The 19,588-nt window shown below is 62.8% G+C and carries 1 protein-coding gene and 2 pseudogenes; all 3 read left to right on the forward strand.

Annotated features, from left to right (window positions below):
* Positions 1-166 precede the first annotated feature (166 nt).
* A pseudogene (locus KUIN1_RS28355) lies at positions 167-4,551 on the forward strand (amino acid adenylation domain-containing protein); the annotation flags it as partial.
* A 69-nt stretch (positions 4,552-4,620) separates the two neighbouring features.
* Positions 4,621-5,796: pseudogene (locus KUIN1_RS28360) on the forward strand (condensation domain-containing protein); the annotation flags it as partial.
* Positions 5,786-19,582: a non-ribosomal peptide synthetase gene (locus KUIN1_RS28365; protein ID WP_332107644.1), complete on the forward strand. Its 13,797-nt coding sequence runs from the start codon at positions 5,786-5,788 to the stop codon at positions 19,580-19,582. The pseudogene KUIN1_RS28360 and the gene KUIN1_RS28365, both read left to right, overlap by 11 nt.
* Positions 19,583-19,588: the final 6 nt, after the last annotated feature.

A 19,588-nucleotide genomic window follows, 5' to 3' on the forward strand; every position in this document is an offset into this window, starting at 1 on the left:
ATTGCAAGGTTTGTCGATCCTGCCAGTTGTCGAGCGCGAGCAGTTGCTGGTGGCGTTCAACGACACCGCACTGGATTACCCGCAGCAGCAGACCATTCACGGGATGTTCGAAGCCCAGGTCGAGCGCACGCCGGAAGGCGTGGCAGTGGTCCACGGCGAGCAGCGCCTGACGTATCGCGAGCTCAACCAGCAGGCCAACCGCCTGGCTCATGCGTTGATTAAGCAGGGCGTGCAGCCGGATTCCCGCGTCGGAATCTGTGTTGAACGTGGCGCCGCGATGGTCGTCGGTTTGCTGGCGATCCTCAAGGCGGGCGGCGGTTACGTGCCGCTCGACCCGGCTTATCCAGCGGAACGTATTGCCTACATGTTGCAGGACAGCGCTCCGGCGGCCGTGCTGGCTCAAACCGCGACTCAGGGCCTGTTGGCCGACGTTTCGGTGCCTGTGATCAATCTTGATCTGAGCAATTGGCAGGACGAATCCGTCCAGAATCCGCAGGTGCCAGGGCTGACTTCAGCGCATCTGGCGTACCTGATCTACACATCCGGCTCCACCGGCCTGCCGAAAGGCGTGATGATCGAACACCGCAACACCGTGAATTTCCTGACCTGGGCGCACACCGCTTTCGACGGCTCTGCACTGGAAAAAACGCTGTTCTCCACTTCGCTGAACTTTGACCTTGCGGTCTACGAGTGCTTCGCGCCGCTGACCTCGGGTGGCAGCATTGAGGTCGTCAAGAACGTGCTGGAACTGCAACACGGCGAGCACGATATCGGCCTGATCAACACCGTGCCGTCAGCGCTCAAGGCCTTGCTGGACGTTGATGGCTTGCCGAGGTCGGTACACACCGTGAACGTGGCCGGTGAAGCGCTCAAGCGCAGTCTGGTAGAAAACCTGTTCGAAAAAACAGGCGTGCAGCGCCTGTGCAACCTCTATGGCCCTCGGAAACCACTACCTACTCAAGCTGGGTGGCGATGGACCGCGAACAGGGCTTTGCTGCGCACATCGGCAAGCCGGTCGGTAATACGCAGTTTTACCTGCTGGACGAGCAACAGCAGCCAGTGCCACTGGGTGTCTCGGGTGAAATCTACATCGGCGGTGCCGGTGTGGCGCGGGGTTATCTGAACCGTGACGACCTGACTGCCGAACGCTTCCTCAAAGACCCGTTCAGCCAAAACCCGGCGGCACGCATGTACCGCACCGGCGATCTGGGTCGCTATCTGCCAGACGGCAATATCGAATACCTCGGTCGTAACGACGATCAGGTGAAAATCCGCGGCTTCCGCATCGAGCTCGGCGAGATCGATGCGCGTCTGGCCAAACACCCGGCGGTCCACGAAGCGGTGGTCACCGCCCGCGAAGATGTACCGGGCGACAAGCGTCTGGTGGCCTATTACACCCTGAGCGCAGGTCATGCTTCGGTAGACATCGACAGCCTGCGCGGCTGGTTGCAGGAGCAATTGCCGGCCTACATGATCCCGGTGGCCTATGTGCTGCTCGATGCACTGCCACTGACGCCAAACGGCAAGCTGGACCGCAAGGCCTTGCCGGCACCGGAAGCCGATGCACTGATCAGCCGTGGTTATGAAGCCCCACAAGGCGAAACCGAAACGCAGATCGCGGCTATCTGGCAAGACCTGCTGGGCGTTGCTCAGGTCGGTCGTCACGACAACTTCTTCGAGCTGGGCGGTCATTCGCTGCTGGCCGTCAGCCTGATCGGGCGTATGCGTCAGTCGGGCTTGAGCTCGGACGTACGCGTGCTGTTCGGTCAGCCGACGCTGGCGGCGCTGGCAGCAGCAGTTGGCGGCGGCGGCACGGAAATCGTGGTGCCCGCCAATCTGATTACCGAGCACTGCGAACACATCACCCCGGACCTGCTGCCGCTGGCCGACCTGACCCAGGCGCAGATCGATCAGGTGGTCGCCACAGTGCCGGGCGGCGTGGCGAATGTGCAGGACATCTACCCGCTGTCGCCGTTGCAGGAAGGCATCCTCTATCACCACCTCAGCGCTGAGCGTGGAGATCCGTATTTGCTGCAATCGCTGTTCGCCTTCGACAGCCAGGAACATGTCGACGACTTTGCCCGCGCCTTGCAGTTCGTGATCAAGCGCCATGACATTCTGCGCACCGCACTGGTCTGGGAGGGGCTGGACGAACCGATGCAAGTGGTCTGGCGTCAGGCGTTGCTGATGCGTGAAAGCTTTGACCCGGACCCGCAAGGCGGCGACGTCGCGACACAGTTGCACCAGCGTTTCGACTCCCGCCACCAGCGTCTGGACATTCGTCGGGCGCCGATGATGCGTCTTGTACATGCCTGGGATGAGCCAAACCAGCGCTGGCTGGGCTGGCTGCAGTTCCATCATCTGGTCATGGACCATACCACGCTGGAAGTAGTGCGCCATGAGATGCAGGCCTGCCTGCTGGGGCAGGGTGCTCAACTGGGCTTGACGGTGCCATATCGCAATTACATCGCTCAGGTTCGCCTGGGCATGAGTCAGGAGGAACATGAGGCGTTCTTCCGCGACATGTTGAGTGACGTTGACGAGGCGACGCTGCCGTTTGGTTTGCAAGAGGTGCAAGGTGACGGTCATGACATCGAAGAAGGCTGTCTGGCGGTGGATCTGGAGCTCAGCCGTCGTTTGCGCGCTCAGGCCCGTCAACTGGGCGTAAGTGCCGCGAGCCTGGTCCACCTGGCCTGGGCGCAGCTGTTGAGCAAGGCCTCGGGGCGTGACGACGTAGTGTTCGGCACCGTGCTGCTGGGCCGGATGCAAGGTGGTGAAGGCTCAGAACGGGCGCTGGGCGTGTTTATCAACACCTTGCCGCTGCGTGTGAGTCTGGGCGACCAAGGCGTGCGTGACGGGGTCAAGGCCACGCACCGACGGCTGACCGCATTGCTCGGGCATGAACACGCGTCTCTGGCGCTGGCCCAGCGTTGCAGCGGCGTGGTCGCACCGGCTCCGTTGTTCAGCGCGCTGCTCAACTATCGCCACACCAGCGTTGCTGTGACCGATGAGACGCTGACGGCCTGGAATGGCATGCACGCCCTGGCGCTGGGCGATGAAGAACGCACCAACTATCCATTGACCCTCAACGTCGATGACCGGGGCGAAGACTTCCTGTTGACCGTACAGACCGTACCGCTGATCGACGGCGCACGTATCTGCGCCTACATGCAGCAAACCTTGAGCAATCTGGTCAACGCGCTGGAGCAGGCACCGCAGACCCCATTGCACGCCATTGCGATACTGCCGGACAGCGAGCGCGAGCAGTTGCTTGAACAGTGGAAGCAGCCCGGCACTGCCTATACGAGCGAGACACCGATTCATCTGCAATTCGAAGCCCGCGCCGCGCAACAGCCAGACGCCGTGGCGCTGGTGTTCGAAGAGCAGACCCTGAGCTACGGCGAACTCAACGCCCGCGCCAACCAGGTTGCCCATCGCCTGCTGGCTCACGGCGTTCGTCCGGATGATCGGGTGGCGATCTGCGTCGAACGCGGCCCGGCGATGATCATCGGCTTGCTGGGCATTCTCAAATCCGGCGCTGGATACGTGCCACTGGACCCTGCATACCCCCTTGAACGGCTGGCCTACACCCTTGGTGACAGCGCGCCAGTAGCGTTGTTGAGTCAGCGCTCAGTGCAGGGCACCTTGCCAGTCTCGCAAGTGCCGGTTATCTGTCTCGACGACGACTTGCAGGACGAATCCGTCTGTAATCCGCAGGTGCCGGTAACGCCCGGCAACCTGGCTTATGTGATCTACACCTCCGGGTCTACCGGCAAGCCCAAAGGCGTGATGATCGAACATCGCAACGTTGCGCGGCTATTCTCGGCCACCGAAGAATGGTTCGGTTTCAACCAGCAGGATGTCTGGGCGCTGTTCCATTCGTTCGCCTTCGATTTCTCGGTCTGGGAAATCTGGGGCGCGCTGCTGCACGGCGGCCGTCTGTTGATCGTCCCGCAACTGGTCAGCCGCTCGCCCGAAGACTTCTATAACCTGCTGTGCAGTGCCGGGGTGACGGTGCTCAACCAGACGCCAAGTGCGTTCCGTCAACTGATTGCTGCCCAGGCTGAGAACACTCAGGCACATTCGCTGCGTCAGGTTATTTTCGGTGGTGAAGCGCTGGAAACGGCGATGCTCAAGCCGTGGTACGCCCGGCAAGCGAACGCCGGCACACAACTGGTGAACATGTACGGAATCACCGAAACCACGGTGCATGTGACCTATTACCCGTTGCAGCCCGAAGACGCCCAGCGTCTTGGCGCCAGCCCGATCGGCAGGCGCATTCCCGACTTGCAGCTGTATGTTCTCGATGCCCGCGGCGAGCCGGTGCCGGTGGGTGTGGTCGGCGAACTGTATGTCGGCGGTGCCGGTGTGGCTCGGGGCTACCTGAACCGTGAAGCACTGACGGCCGAACGTTTCCTCGACAATCCGTTCAGCCACACAGCGGATGCGCGGATGTACCGTACCGGCGACCTGGGACGCTGGCTGGCCGACGGTAGCCTTGAATACCTGGGGCGCAACGATGAGCAGGTGAAGATTCGTGGTTTCCGTATCGAACTGGGCGAGATCGAAGCGCGTCTGGCTGAATATCCTGACGTCCGCGATGCCGTTGTGTTGTGTCGTGAGGATGTGCCCGGCGACAAGCGTCTGGTGGCCTATGTCACGGCGCAGCAGCCGGAGAGCCTGCTGGACATCGAAAGCCTGCGCGAGCATCTGCAGGGTGCATTGCCGGAGCACATGGTGCCCGCAGCCTACGTGCAACTCGATGAGTTGCCACTGACGGCCAACGGCAAGCTCGACCGCAAGGCGTTGCCGGTGCCCGACCGCTCGGCGCTGGCCAGTCGTGGCTACGCAGCACCTGAAAACGACACCGAGATGGCCATTGCGCGGATCTGGCAAGACCTGCTGCAACTGGAGCAGGTCGGTCGGCATGACAACTTCTTCGAACTGGGCGGTCACTCACTGCTGGCCGTGAAACTGATCGAGCGCATGCGCCAGATTGATCTGGTTGCCGATGTGCGCGTGCTGTTCAGTCAGCCGACCCTGTCCGCCCTGGCGGCGGCGGTGGGCGGCAAGGGTGCCGTTGAAGTACCCGCCAACCTTATTCCCGCCGGCTGCGAGCGCATCACACCGGATATGCTGCCTCTGGCAGCGTTGAGCCAGGATGATATCGACCGCGTGGTGGCAAGTGTGCCCGGCGGTCTGGCCAACGTGCAGGATATTTACGCTCTGGCGCCGCTGCAGGAAGGGATTTTGTATCACCACCTTGCCGCGACCGAGGGTGACCCGTATCTGCAATACGCACTGTTTGCCTTTGACAGCCTCGAACGTCTGCACAGTTTCGCCCAGGCACTGCAAGGCGTGATAGACCGGCACGATATCCTGCGCACCGCCGTGCTTTGGGAGCGTCTCGATGCAGCGGTGCAAGTGATCTGGCGTGAAGCGCCTCTGGGTATGGATGAGTGGGTACTGAACCCGGCCGATGGCGACATCGCCGAACAACTGCTCAAGCGTCTGGACCCTCGTCACACGCGTCTGGACATTCGTCAGGCGCCGATGTTACGCATCGGCTATGCACATGACGCGGAAAACGACCGCTGGCTGGGCATGCTGCTGTTCCATCATTTGGTGGACGACGCCACGTCGCTGCGCACGCTCACCAGCGAAATCGAGTCGTACATGCTCGGGCAGCAGGCCTCCCTGCCACCGTCCGTGCCTTACCGCAATTACGTGGCGCAAGCCATGCTCGGCGTGAGCCGCGAGGAGCACGAAGCGTTTTTTCCGCGACATGCTCGGTGACATCGATGAGCCGACGCTGCCGTTCGGCCTGCTGGACGTGCAGGGCGACGGTCGCGGTATCGAGGAGGTGCACCAGCCGGTCGATATGGACCTGAGCCGCCGCCTGCGCTTGCAGGCCCGGCAGTTCGGGGTCAGCTCCGCCAGTCTGTATCACCTGGCATGGGCACGTGTTCTGGGCGCTGTGTCAGGCAAAGAGGAGGTGGTGTTCGGCACCGTGTTGCTCGGTCGCCTGCAGGGCGGCGCCGGGTCCGACCGTGCACTGGGAATGTTCATCAATACCTTGCCGCTGCGTGTCACGCTGGGCGAGCAGGGCGTGCGCAGCGGTCTTAAGGCTACCCACACCAGGCTCAGCGGGCTGCTTGCCCATGAACACGCCTCGCTGGTACTGGCACAGCGTTGCAGTGGCGTGGCCGCTTCAACGCCGCTGTTCAGCGCCTTGCTCAACTACCGGCATGTCGCCGGTCAGGCCAACCAGCAGACACTGGACGCCTGGCAAGGCATTGAAAGCCTGCGTGGCGAAGAACGCACCAACTATCCGCTGACCCTTTCAGTAAACGATGAGGGAACGGGCTTCAGTTTGACGATTCAAGCCAGTGCCTGCATCGATGCGCAACGCATCTGCGCGTATGTGCAGACCACTCTGGAGAATGTGGTCAGCGCACTGGAACAGTCCGGCGAAGTGCCGCTGGCAGGCTTGTCGGTTCTGTCGGCGGCGGAGCGTGAGCATCTGGTGTATGGCCTGAACGCTACCGCGCTGGATTACTCGCAGCAGCAGACCATCCATGGGATGTTCGAAGCCCAGGTCGAGCGCACGCCTCAGGCGCTGGCAGTAGTCCACGGCGAGCAGCGCCTGACGTATCGCGAGCTTAACGAGCAGTCCAACCGCCTGGCCCATGCGTTGATTAAGCAGGGCGTGCAGCCGGATTCTCGCGTCGGAATCTGTGTTGAACGTGGCGCCGCGATGGTCGTCGGTTTGCTGGCGGTCCTCAAGGCGGGCGGCGGTTACGTGCCGCTCGACCCGGCTTATCCAGCGGAACGTATTGCCTACATGTTGCAGGACAGTGCGCCTGCCGCAGTACTGGCTCAAACCGCGACTCAGGGCCTGTTGGCCGACGTTTCGGCACCTGTCATCAATCTTGATCTTAGCGATTGGCAGGACCAATCCGTCCAGAATCCGCAAGTGCCTGGTCTGACTTCTGCGCATCTGGCGTACCTGATCTACACCTCCGGTTCGACCGGTCTGCCGAAAGGCGTGATGATCGAACACCGCAACACCGTGAATTTCCTGACCTGGGCGCACACCGCTTTCGACGGCTCTGCACTGGAAAAAACGCTGTTCTCCACTTCGCTGAACTTTGACCTTGCGGTCTACGAGTGCTTCGCGCCGCTGACCTCGGGTGGCAGCATCGAGGTCGTCAAGAACGTGCTGGAACTGCAACACGGCGAGCACGATATCGGCCTGATCAACACCGTACCGTCGGCGCTGAAAGCGCTGCTGGAAGTCAACGGCCTGCCGGAATCGGTGCACACCGTGAACGTGGCCGGTGAAGCGCTCAAGCGCAGCCTGGTGGAAAATCTGTTCGAAAAAACCGGTGTGCAGCGCCTGTGCAACCTCTACGGCCCTTCGGAAACCACTACGTACTCAAGCTGGGTGGCGATGGACCGCGAACACGGCTTCGCTGCGCACATCGGCAAACCAGTGGGCAATACACAGTTTTACTTGCTGGACGAACAGCAACAGCCCGTGCCACTGGGTGTTGCCGGTGAAATCTACATCGGTGGTGCCGGTGTGGCACGGGGTTATCTGAACCGCGACGACCTCACTGCCGAGCGCTTTGTCAAAGATCCGTTCAGCCCGCAGCCAGCGGCACGCATGTACCGCACCGGCGATCTTGGCCGCTACCTGCCAGACGGCAATATCGAATACCTCGGTCGTAACGACGATCAGGTGAAGATCCGTGGCTTCCGTATCGAACTGGGCGAGATCGATGCACGCCTGGCCAAACACCCGGCCATTCATGAAGCCGTGGTGGCTGCACGCGAAGATGTACCGGGCGACAAGCGTCTGGTGGCCTATTACACCCTGAGCGCAGGCCATGCTTCGGTAGACATCGACAGCCTGCGCGGCTGGCTGCAGGAGCAATTGCCGGCCTACATGATCCCGGTGGCCTATGTACTGCTCGATGCACTGCCACTGACCCCGAATGGCAAGCTGGACCGCAAAGCCTTGCCGGCACCGGACGCCGATGCACTGATCCGTCGTGATTACGAAGCCCCACAGGGCGAAACCGAAACCCTGCTGGCGCAAATCTGGAGCGACTTGCTCCAGCTTGAACGCGTCAGCCGTCACGACCAGTTCTTCGAGCTGGGCGGCCATTCATTGCTGGCGATGCGCCTGATTTCGCAGATTCGCCAGCAGTTGGGCGTCGAACTGAGCCTGGCCGCGTTGTTTGCCCACCCCGAACTGAGTGCACTGGCGCTGGCCATCGCCCAGGCAGGACGCAGCATCCTGCCGGATATCGTGCCGGTGGCACGCGATCAGGCCTGGCCATTGTCGTTCGGCCAGCAACGTCTGTGGTTCCTCGCCAAGATGGAAGGCGCCAGCGCGGCCTACCACATGCCTGTCGGTCTGGGCCTGCGTGGCGAGCTGGATCGCGCGGCGATGCAACGGGCGCTGGAGCGCATCGTGGCGCGCCATGAGGGCTTGCGCACCACCTTCATTCAGGGCGATGACGAACAGCCATTGCAACGGATCAGCCCGGCGGATGCCGGCTTCAACCTGCAACTGCATGATCTGCAAGGGCTGGTGGATGCCAAGGAGAAGCTTCAGGCACTGGCCAGCGAAGAGTCGCTGCAAGGCTTCGATCTGGAACAGGGCCCGTTGATCCGTGGCCGCCTGATCCGTATGGCCGAGGACCATCACGTCCTGTTGCTGACCATGCACCACATCGTTTCCGACGGCTGGTCGATTGGCGTGCTGACCCGTGAACTGGCCGCGCTCTATGCGGCATTCAGCCAGGGCCAGGACGACCCGCTGGCGCCACTGCCGCTGCAATACCTGGACTACGCAGTGTGGCAGCGTCGCTGGCTGAGCGGCGATCTGCTGCAGCAACAAAGCGACTACTGGCAGCAAACCCTGGCAGACGCTCCGGCGCTGCTGATGTTGCCCACCGACCGGGTACGTCCGGCGCAGCAGGACTACGCCGGCGCGGTGCTGCCCATCGTTTTCGACGAGGATCTGACTCGCGGCCTCAAGGCCTTGAGCCAACGTCACGGCAGCACCCTGTTCATGACCATCATGGCCGCCTGGGCTGCGCTGCTGGGGCGTCTGTCCGGTCAGGACGACGTGGTCATCGGCACGCCAGTGGCCAACCGCACACGCAGTGAAGCCGAAGGGCTGGTGGGCCTGTTCGTCAATACCCTGGCGATCCGCGTCGACCTCAGCGACAAGCCCACGGCAGAGACTCTGCTGGCGCAGGTCAAGACCAACACCTTAGGCGCCCAGGACCATCAGGACCTGCCGTTCGAACAAGTGGTGGAAGTGATCAAGCCGGTGCGCAGCCTGTCGCACAGCCCGGTGTTCCAGGCCATGCTCAGCTGGCAGGACATGAGCGGCGGGGATTTGGTCCTCGGCGATCTGCAACTGGAAAGCCTGAGCGCAGGCCATACACTGTCCAAGTTCGATCTCTCGCTGGACATCGGCGAAGCGCAGGGTCAGTTGCTTGGTTCGCTGGAATACGCCACCGCGTTGTTCGATGAAAGCACCATCGCCCGTTATCTGGGCTACCTGAAGCGCTTGCTGCACGCCATGGTCGCCGATGACCGCCAGGCGCTGGAACATGTGCCACTGCTTGATGCGGTGGAGCGCAAGCATCTGCTGATCGACCTTAACGCTACCAACGTGCCTTACCCGCAAGACGCCACGATTCATCAGCTGTTCGAAGAAAAGGTCCGGGCACAGCCCGAGGCCATCGCCGTGGCTTTCCAGGCGCAGCGCTTGAGCTATGCCGACTTGAACCGTCAGGCCAACCGTCTGGCTCATCACCTGATCAGCCTCGGCATCGGCCCTGATGATCGGGTGGCGATCTGCGTCGAACGTGGGGTGAAAATGATAGTCGGCCTGCTCGGCGTGCTCAAAGCCGGTGCTGCCTATGTGCCGCTGGACCCGGCTTACCCGGCCGAGCGTCTGGCCTACATGATCAACGACAGTCAGCCAGCGGCGTTGCTCACCCAGCGCGGCTTGCAGGAGCGCTTGCCCGCACTGTCCATGCCGCTGGTATTGCTCGACGACGAGCATTGCCAAGGCTTCACCGAGTGTGATGACAACCCGGTCGTACCGACCCTCGGCGTGCGCAACCTGGCGTATGTGATCTACACCTCCGGTTCCACCGGCAACCCGAAGGGCGTGATGATCGAACACCGCGGCCTGGTCAACTACAGCGTCGATGCTGCACGCCTGTTCGGCCTGTCCCAGAGCGACACGGTGCTGCAACAAAACACCCTGAACTTCGACCTGTCGGTGGAGGAGATCTTCCCGGCGCTGCTGGCCGGAGCCACCCTGGCGCCAAGCCGCGAGATATTCGGCAGTGAAGGCACTGAAAATCACGGCATTTACCCGACCGTTCTGCACTTGACCGCTGCGCACTGGCACACGCTGGTGGCCGAATGGCACAACCAGCCGCAGGCTGCTGAACAACGCCTGGCCGAGGTGCGCCTGATCAACGTCACCGGTGACGCATTGTCGGCACAGAAACTCAAGCTCTGGGATGAGGTGCGCCCGGCACACACGCGCCTGATCAACACTTACGGGCCGACCGAAGCGACGGTGTCCTGCACTGCGGCCTACGTCAGCCATGACGCTGCGGCCGGCAGCGAAGGCAGTGGTAACGCGACCATCGGCAAGCCGATGGCCAACACCCGCATCTACCTGCTCGACGAACACCAGCAGCCAGTGCCATACGGCGTGGCCGGTGAGATTTTCATCGGTGGCGACGGCGTGGCACGAGGTTACCTGAACCTTGAAAAAGTCAACGCCGAGCGCTTCCTCGCTGATCCGTTCAGCGAAAGCCTTGATGCCAGAATGTACAAAACCGGTGACCTGGCACGCTACATGGCCGACGGTCGTATCGAGTACCTGGGGCGTAACGACTTCCAGGTCAAAGTGCGTGGTTTCCGTATCGAACTGGGCGAAATCGAAGCCCGTCTGGGCAATTGCACCGGGGTCAAGGAAGCGGTGGTGATCGCCCGGGAAGACAATCCCGGCGAAAAACGCCTCGTGGCCTACGTGATCGCCCAGCCACAAACAAACCTGGACGCCGCCAGACTGCGCGCCGAACTGGCGCCGCAACTGGCCGAGTACATGCTGCCAAGTGCGTTCGTGCTGCTTGATGCACTGCCGCTGACGCCGAATCGCAAGCTCGATCGCAAGGCCCTGCCGGCCCCGGCGGACGATGCCTTTGCCAGTCGTGAACATGTCGCCCCGCAAGGCACCAGCGAAAAAGCCCTGGCGCAGATCTGGCAGAACCTGCTCAACCTGGAAGCAGTAGGGCGTCATGACCACTTCTTCGAACTGGGCGGGCACTCGCTGCTGGCAATGCGCCTGATTTCCCAGGTGCGTCAGCGCATGGGCGTCGAGCTGAGTCTGGCGGACATCTTCGCCCAACCGGAACTGGCGGCGCTGGCTCAGGTAGTGGCGCACGCTGCCGGCAGCAGCCAGCAGCCCATCGTGCCGGTGTCCCGCGATCAGTCCTTGCCGCTGTCGTTTGCCCAGCAACGCCTGTGGTTCCTCGCGCAGCTGGACGGCGGCAGTGCGGCTTATCACATTCCAGCCGGTCTGCGTCTGCGCGGCAGCCTCGATCAAGTGGCCCTGAAGCGGGCGCTGGACCGTATCGTTGCGCGCCACGAGGCATTGCGTACGACCTTTGTCCAGGAGCAGGACCAGGATCCGCTGCAGTGCATCGCCCCGGCCGATATCGGCTTCAGCCTGCAACTGCAGGTGCTGAACGGGCAGGCGGATGCGGAACAACAACTGCTCGCCATCGCCGCCGAAGAGGCCGAAGAGGGCTTCGATCTGGTGAACGGGCCGCTGGTGCGCGGACGCCTGGTGCGCATGGCCGATGACGACCATGTGTTGCTGGTGACCATGCACCACATCGTCTCTGACGGCTGGTCCGCTGGCGTGTTGACCCGTGAACTGGGCATGCTCTATGCAGCGTTCAGCGAAGGCGCCGAGGATCCGTTGCCTGCGTTGCCGGTGCAATACGCCGATTATGCGCTGTGGCAGCGCAACTGGCTGAGCGGCGACGTGCTGCAGCAACAGCGCCAGTACTGGCAGCAGACTCTGGCCGGCGCGCCGGCCTTGCTGACCTTGCCGACCGACCGGCCACGCCCGGCACAACAGGACTACAGCGGTCAGTTGCTCGGGCTGGTACTCGACGCCGACCTGACCCGTGGCCTCAAGGCGCTGAGCCAGCGGCATGGCAGCAGCCTGTTCATGACGGTCATGGCCGCATGGGCTGCGCTGCTCGGACGCTTGGCGGGTCAGGACGACGTGGTGATCGGTACGCCGGTGGCCAACCGCATGCGCGCCGAGGTGGAGGACCTGATCGGGTTCTTCGTCAACACCCTGGCCGTGCGCGTCGACCTGTCGGGGACACCGAGCGTGCAAAGTCTGTTGCAGCAGGTCAAACAGCAGACCCTGGCCGCCCAGGCGAATCAGGACCTGCCGTTCGAACAGGTGGTTGAGGTGGTGCGCCCGCAGCGCAGCCTGTCCCACAGCCCGATTTTCCAGGCCATGTTGTCGTGGCAGAACAACGAAACGTCCGATCTGGCGCTTGGCGACATGAGCCTGCAGGGCGTCGCAGTGGCTGGCCATACCGCCAAGTTCGACCTGACGCTGGACATGACCGAGGTCGGCGATCAATTGATCGGCACCCTGGAATACGCCACGGCACTGTTCGACGAAAGCACCCTGCAGCGCTACATGGGCTACTTCCAGCGCTTGCTGGAAGCCATGGTCGCCGACGACCGCCAGTTGCTGGAACAGGTGCCGTTGCTCGATGCGGTGGAACGCCAGCATCTACTGGTCGACCTCAATGCTACCGACGTGCCTTACCCGCACGACTGCACGATTCATCAGCTGTTCGAAGCAAAGGTTCAGGCACAGCCCGACGCCATCGCCGTGGCCTTCCAGGCGCAGCGCTTGAGTTATGCCGAACTGAACCGTCAGGCCAACCGTCTGGCTCATCACCTGATCGGCCTGGGCATTGGCCCTGACGATCGGGTGGCGATCTGTGTCGAGCGTGGCGTGGAAATGATGATCGGCCTGCTCGGTGTGCTCAAGGCAGGGGCGGCTTATGTACCACTTGACCCCGCCTATCCGGCCGAGCGCCTGGCATACATGATCACCGACAGCCAGCCAGCGGCGTTGCTGACCCAGCGTGATCTGCAGAAGCGCTTGCCAACCCTGACCTTGCCGCTGGTGCTGCTCGACGATGATCAGCGCAACACCTTTACCGAGCGTGACGATAACCCGGTGGTGGAAGCCCTCGGCGTGCGCAACCTGGCGTATGTGATCTATACCTCGGGCTCGACTGGCAATCCGAAGGGGGTGATGATCGAACATCGCGGTCTGGTCAACTACAGCGTCGATGCCGCACGTCTGTTTGCCCTGTCCCAGAGCGACACCGTGCTGCAACAGAACACCTTGAACTTCGACCTGTCGGTGGAGGAAATCTTCCCGGCGCTGCTGGCCGGCGCCACCCTGGCGCCAAGTCGCGAGATCTTCGGCAGTGAGGGGACTGAAAATCACGGTATTTACCCGACCGTTCTGCACTTGACTGCTGCGCACTGGCACACGCTGGTGGCCGAATGGCACAACCAGCCGCAGGCTGCAGCGCAACGCCTGGCCGAGGTCCGTTTGATCAACGTCACCGGCGACGCATTGTCGGCACAGAAGCTCAAGCTCTGGGACGAGGTGCGCCCGGCGCACACCCGTCTGATCAACACCTATGGCCCGACCGAGGCGACGGTGTCCTGCACCGCCGCCTACGTCAGCCACGACGCTGCCGCTGGCAGCGAAGGCAGCGGTAACGCGACCATTGGCAAGCCGATGGCCAACACGCGTATCTACCTGCTTGATGCCCATCAACAACCGGTGCCGTATGGCGTGGCCGGTGAGATCTTCATTGGTGGCGACGGCGTGGCACGGGGTTACCTGAATCTTGAAGAGGTCAACGCCGAACGCTTCCTCGCGGACCCGTTCAGCAACAGCCCTGAGGCCAGGATGTACAAAACCGGCGATTTGGCACGCTACATGGCCGACGGCCGGATCGAGTACCTGGGTCGTAACGACTTCCAGGTCAAGGTGCGCGGTTTCCGTATCGAGCTGGGTGAAATCGAAGCCCGTCTCGGCAATTGCACCGGGGTCAAGGAAGCGGTGGTGATCGCCCGGGAAGACACTCCGGGAGACAAACGCCTGGTGGCTTATGTGGTCGGTCAGCCACAAGCGAGCCTGGATGCCGCCAGCCTGCGCGCTGAGCTGGCGCCTCAACTGGCCGAGTACATGCTGCCGAGTGCGTTCGTGATCCTCGACGCCTTGCCATTGACGCCGAACCGCAAGCTCGATCGCAAGGCGCTGCCGGCTCCGCAAGCCGAGGCCTTTGCCAGCCGTGAACATGTGGAACCGCAAGGCGACACCGAGATGGCGCTGGCGCAGATCTGGCAGAACCTGCTCAACCTTGAACAGGTGGGCCGTCATGACCAGTTCTTCGAGCTCGGCGGGCACTCGCTGCTGGCGATGCGTCTGATTTCCCAAGTGCGCCAGCACCTGGGTGTCGAGCTGGGCCTGGCGGATATCTTCGCCCAGCCGGAACTGGCCGCCATGGCACGCATTCTCGCCGACGCCAAAGGCAGCAGCCAGCCGCCTATCGTGCCGGTGTCCCGCGACCAGACCTTGCCGCTGTCGTTTGCCCAGCAGCGCCTGTGGTTCCTCGCACAGCTGGAGGGCGGCAGCGCGGCTTACCATATTCCGGCAGGGCTGCGTCTACGTGGCACTCTGGATAACCCTGCGCTGAAACGCGCGCTGGACCGTATCGTCGCCCGCCACGAAGTGCTGCGTACGACCTTCGTGCAAGTGCATGGCGAGGACGTTGCACAACACATAGCCTCGGCCGATATCGGTTTCAGCCTGCAACTGCAGGTGCTGACCGGGCAGGCGGATGCTGAAGAGCAGCTGCTCGCCATCACCGCTGAAGAAGCCAACGAAGGCTTCGATCTGCTCAACGGTCCGCTGGTACGCGGACGTCTGGTGCGCATGGCCGAGGACGATCACGTGTTGCTGGTGACCATGCACCATATCGTCTCCGACGGCTGGTCCGCGGATGTATTGACTCGTGAGCTGAGTGCGCTCTATGCCGCGTTCAGTGCCGGTGCCGAGGATCCGTTGCCCACCTTGCCGGTGCAATACGCCGACTATGCCGTGTGGCAGCGCAACTGGCTGAGCGGCGACGTGCTGCAGCAACAGCGTCAATACTGGCAGCAGACCCTGGGCGGTGCACCAGCCTTGCTGACCTTGCCGACCGACCGGCCGCGCCCGGCACAACAGGACTACAGCGGCAATATTCGCGGCCTGGTGCTCGATGCCGAGCTGACCAGCGGCCTCAAGGCCCTGAGCCAGCGGCATGGCAGCACGCTGTTCATGACCGTGATGGTCGCATGGGCCTCGCTGCTGGGGCGTCTGGCCGGTCAGGATGATGTGGTGATCGGTACACCGGTGGCCAACCGCCTGCGGGCCGAAGTGGAGGACCTGATCGGGTTCTTCGTCAACACCCTGGCGATACGCGTCGATCTGTCCGGCGCACCGAGCGTCGAAGCGTTGATGCAGCAGGTCAAGCGTCAGACGCTGGCAGCGCAGAGCCATCAGGACCTGCCGTTCGAACAGGTGGTCGAGGTGGTTCGTCCGCAACGCAGCATGTCCCACAGCCCGATCTTCCAGGCGATGTTGTCCTGGCAGAACAACGAAACGTCCGACCTGTCGCTCGGCGCCATGAACCTGCAAGGCGTGGCGGTAAACGACCACACGGCCAAGTTCGATCTGGTGCTGGACATGACCGAGGTTGGCGATCAATTGATCGGCACGCTGGAATACGCCACGGCGCTGTTCGACGAAAGCACCATGGACCGTTACCTGGGCTATTTCCAGCGACTGCTGGAAGCCATGGTCGCCAATGAGCACCGCATACTGGAACACGTGCCATTGGTGGATGCGGTCGAGCGCGAGCACCTGTTGAGCGGTCTCAATGCAACCGACCGCGCTTACCCTCAGGGTCCGTTGATGCATCGCCTTTTCGAGGCGCATGCAGCGTCTCGACCTCAAGCGATTGCGGCCCGCCAGGGCGAGCAGACGCTGACCTACGCCGAACTCGACAGCCGCGCCAACGCCCTGGCTCAGCACTTGCGCCAGCACGGCGTGAAAGCGGGAGCCCGAGTGGCGATCCTGCTGGATCGTTCGGTGGAGCTGCTGACCAGTATGCTGGCCACGCTCAAGTGCGGCGCGGCGTACCTGGCGCTGGATCGCCTGGCCCCCGAAGAACGTGTGCGCTTCATGCTCGAGGACAGCGAAGCACTCATGTTGCTGACCCGCAGCGAGCTGACAGCACCTGAAACGACGCCGCGACTCGATCTGGACACCCTGGATCTATCAGTGGCCGGCCAAGGGCCAGTCGCGCTTGCAGCTGAAGTCGCAGGCGAGACCCCGGCGTGCATCATCTACACCTCCGGCTCCACCGGCATACCCAAAGGCGTGATCGTGACCCACAACGGCATCGTGCGACTGGTGCGGGATAACTACGACTTCCGTGCCGATGACCGCGTGGCGTTTTCTTGCAACCCGGCGTTCGACGCCAGCAGCCCGGAGATCTGGGGTGCGTTGCTCAATGGCGGCCAGTCGATAATCGTCGAGCCTTCCGTGTTGCTTGAGCCGGCTGCCTTTGCCGCCCTGCTCAAACGCCACGCAGTCACGGTGATGTTCAGCTCGACCGCCTTGTTCAACCTGTATGCCGGGTTGATTCCCGAAGCCCTGGCCGGCTTGCGCATGCTGGAGTGCGGTGGCGAACGGGCGGATCCGGCGTCGTTCCGCCGGGTGCGTGAGCACTCGTCCCAAGTGCGCCTGTTCAACGGCTATGGCCCAACCGAGGCCACTACGTGCGCCACTCGTTACGAAGTGTTTGATGTGCAGCCAGGCACCCTGAGCCTGCCGATCGGCAAACCCAACGCCAACGTGCGCATCTATCTGCTCGACGTTTGCGGCGAGCCGGTGCCGATGGGCAGCGTCGGCGAGATCTACATCGGCGGTGTCGGGGTCGCGCTTGGCTACCTGAATCGCCCGGAACTGAGCGCCGAACGCTTCAGCGACGACCCGTTCAGTCAGCAGGCAGGCGCGCGGCTCTATCGCACTGGCGACCTGGCGCGCTGGTTGCCGGACGGCAACCTCGAATACCTGGCGCGTAACGATGGCCAGGTGAAGGTCCGCGGCTTCCGCGTCGAGCTTGGGGAAGTCGAAAGCAGCCTGCATGGGTGCGATGGCGTGCGTAACTCCGTGGTGGTGGCGCGCGAAGACAGCCCGGGCGACACGCGTCTGGTGGCGTATTACACCGTGCACGCTGACGTTGAAGCACCCGAGCCGGAGGCCCTGCGTGCGCAACTGAGCGCCAGCTTGCCGGAATACATGGTCCCGAGCGTCTTCATCTGCCTGCCAGACTTGCCGCTGACGCTCAATGGCAAGGTGGACGTCCAGGCATTGCCAGCGCCGACAGCGGATCAGTTCGCGAACCGCGCCTTTGAAGCCCCGGCAGGGGAGTTGGAGATTCGTCTGGCGAAAGCCTGGGCGGAGGTACTCGAATTACAGCAGGTGGGACGTCATGACAGCTTCTTCGATCTCGGCGGTCACTCGCTGATGGCCGTGCGACTGGTCAACCAACTGGTGCAGAGTGGCTTGGCGGTGTCCCTGGCCGATGTTTTCCAGCACGCCAGCGTGGCCGCCCTGGCCAGCCTGCTGGGCAGCCGCAGCGAAGAGGTTGCAGCGCAGCTTCATGAGCAACTGGTGCCGGTGCGCACCTCCGGCAACCAGCGTCCATTGTTCCTGGTCCACGAGTTCACCGGCCAGGATGTGCACTTCGCGGCACTGGCGGTACACATCGACAGCGATATTCCGGTCTACGGGTTGAGCGGCATCCCGCTCGGTCAGGAACAGTTGCTGACCATGGAATGCCTGGCGACGCGCTTGCTGGGTGCGATGCGCAGTGTTCAGCCGCACGGACCTTATCGCCTGGCGGGCTGGTCGTTCGGTGGGCTTCTGGCCTACGAAATCGCCATCCAGCTGGAGGGCATGGACGAGCAGGTAGAGTTTATCGGCATGCTCGACACCTACATGCCGCGCCTGGTGGATCAGGGTCGCGAGCGCTGGGACCTGAAGACCGCCCACCGTCAGCACCTGCTGGAACACTGCGAGCAGTTCTGGAAAGCCCGCGGCGAATGCGCGCAGGCTCTGGAGGCCCTGGAGCGAGTGCGTGCAAACCGCCAGGACTTTGATTTCGCCGGGCTCCTGCAGCACTGCCGTGAGCAGGGTGCACTGCCGCCGGAGCTGGACATCTACACGAACGAGGGTCTTTGCCAGTACCTCGACCGAGAGGTGGCTCACGGTCATGCACAGGCTAATTACACGGTTTACCCCAACAGCGTGGCGCTGCACCTGTTCACTGCCAGCGAGTGGCAACCCAACTCGCAGAAACACAGCGGTTACCTGGGTTGGGACAGCGTCCTGCCCGTCAGTCAGTTGCGCAGTATCAAGGTTGCGGGCGATCACATGAGCATGATGAAGCCGCCGCATATCGAGGGCCTGGGTCAGGCGATCAGCCAGGCGCTGGCTGATCTGCCCGATCGGCCACGGGAGGCTGACAGCGCCCACCGGCCGTTGCTGACGATTCAGGGCGGACGTCGCGACCACGCGCCAGTGTTCTGCGTACCGGGGGCAGGAGACAGTGTGACCGGCTTCATCGGTCTGGCCGAGGCATTAGGCCCGCACTGGCCGATCCACGGGCTGCAACCGCGCGGGCTGGATGGCCGCACGGTGCCTTACAGCCTGGTGGAAACCGCCGCCGAGGCGTATCTGCAAGCACTCGACAGCACTCACCCCGAAGGGCCGGTGCATCTGCTCGGTCATTCGTTCGGCGGCTGGGTAGCCTTTGAAATGGCCCAGCGCCTGACGGCACGCGGCCGCGAAGTGGCTTCGCTGACACTGATCGACAGCGAGTCGCCGGGCGGCAACGGGGTGGTGGGCAAACCTTACACCGCGATAGGCGTACTGGAGCGTTTGATCGAGACCATGGAACTGGCTGCGGGCAAGTCGCTGGGCATTGATCGTGCGGCCTTCCGGGCCCAAGACGATGTCGGCCAGATGCGCTTGTTGCATGCCGGGATGGTGCGCGCAGGGATGTTGCCGCAGCGTTCGTCGCCGGACGCAATGCGCGGGCCTGCGCGGGCATTCGGTACGGCGTTGCGTACACGTTATCAACCGTCGCAGATCTACACCGGGCCGGTGCGTCTGGTGCTGGCCGATGACCCGGTGCTGGATGCGGCGGGCAATCAGCGCGAACAACAGGCGATGGTCAGCGGCTGGCGCCAGTGTGCCCCGGATCTCACTGTCTGGCGTGGACCGGGCAACCATTTCACCATCCTCAAGGCGCAGCATGTACGGCATCTGGCGAACTGGTGGCTACCCCATGAATAACGTCGT

The sequence above is a fragment of the Pseudomonas sp. KUIN-1 genome, assembly GCF_009176725.1.
Taxonomy (GTDB): domain Bacteria; phylum Pseudomonadota; class Gammaproteobacteria; order Pseudomonadales; family Pseudomonadaceae; genus Aquipseudomonas; species Aquipseudomonas fragariae.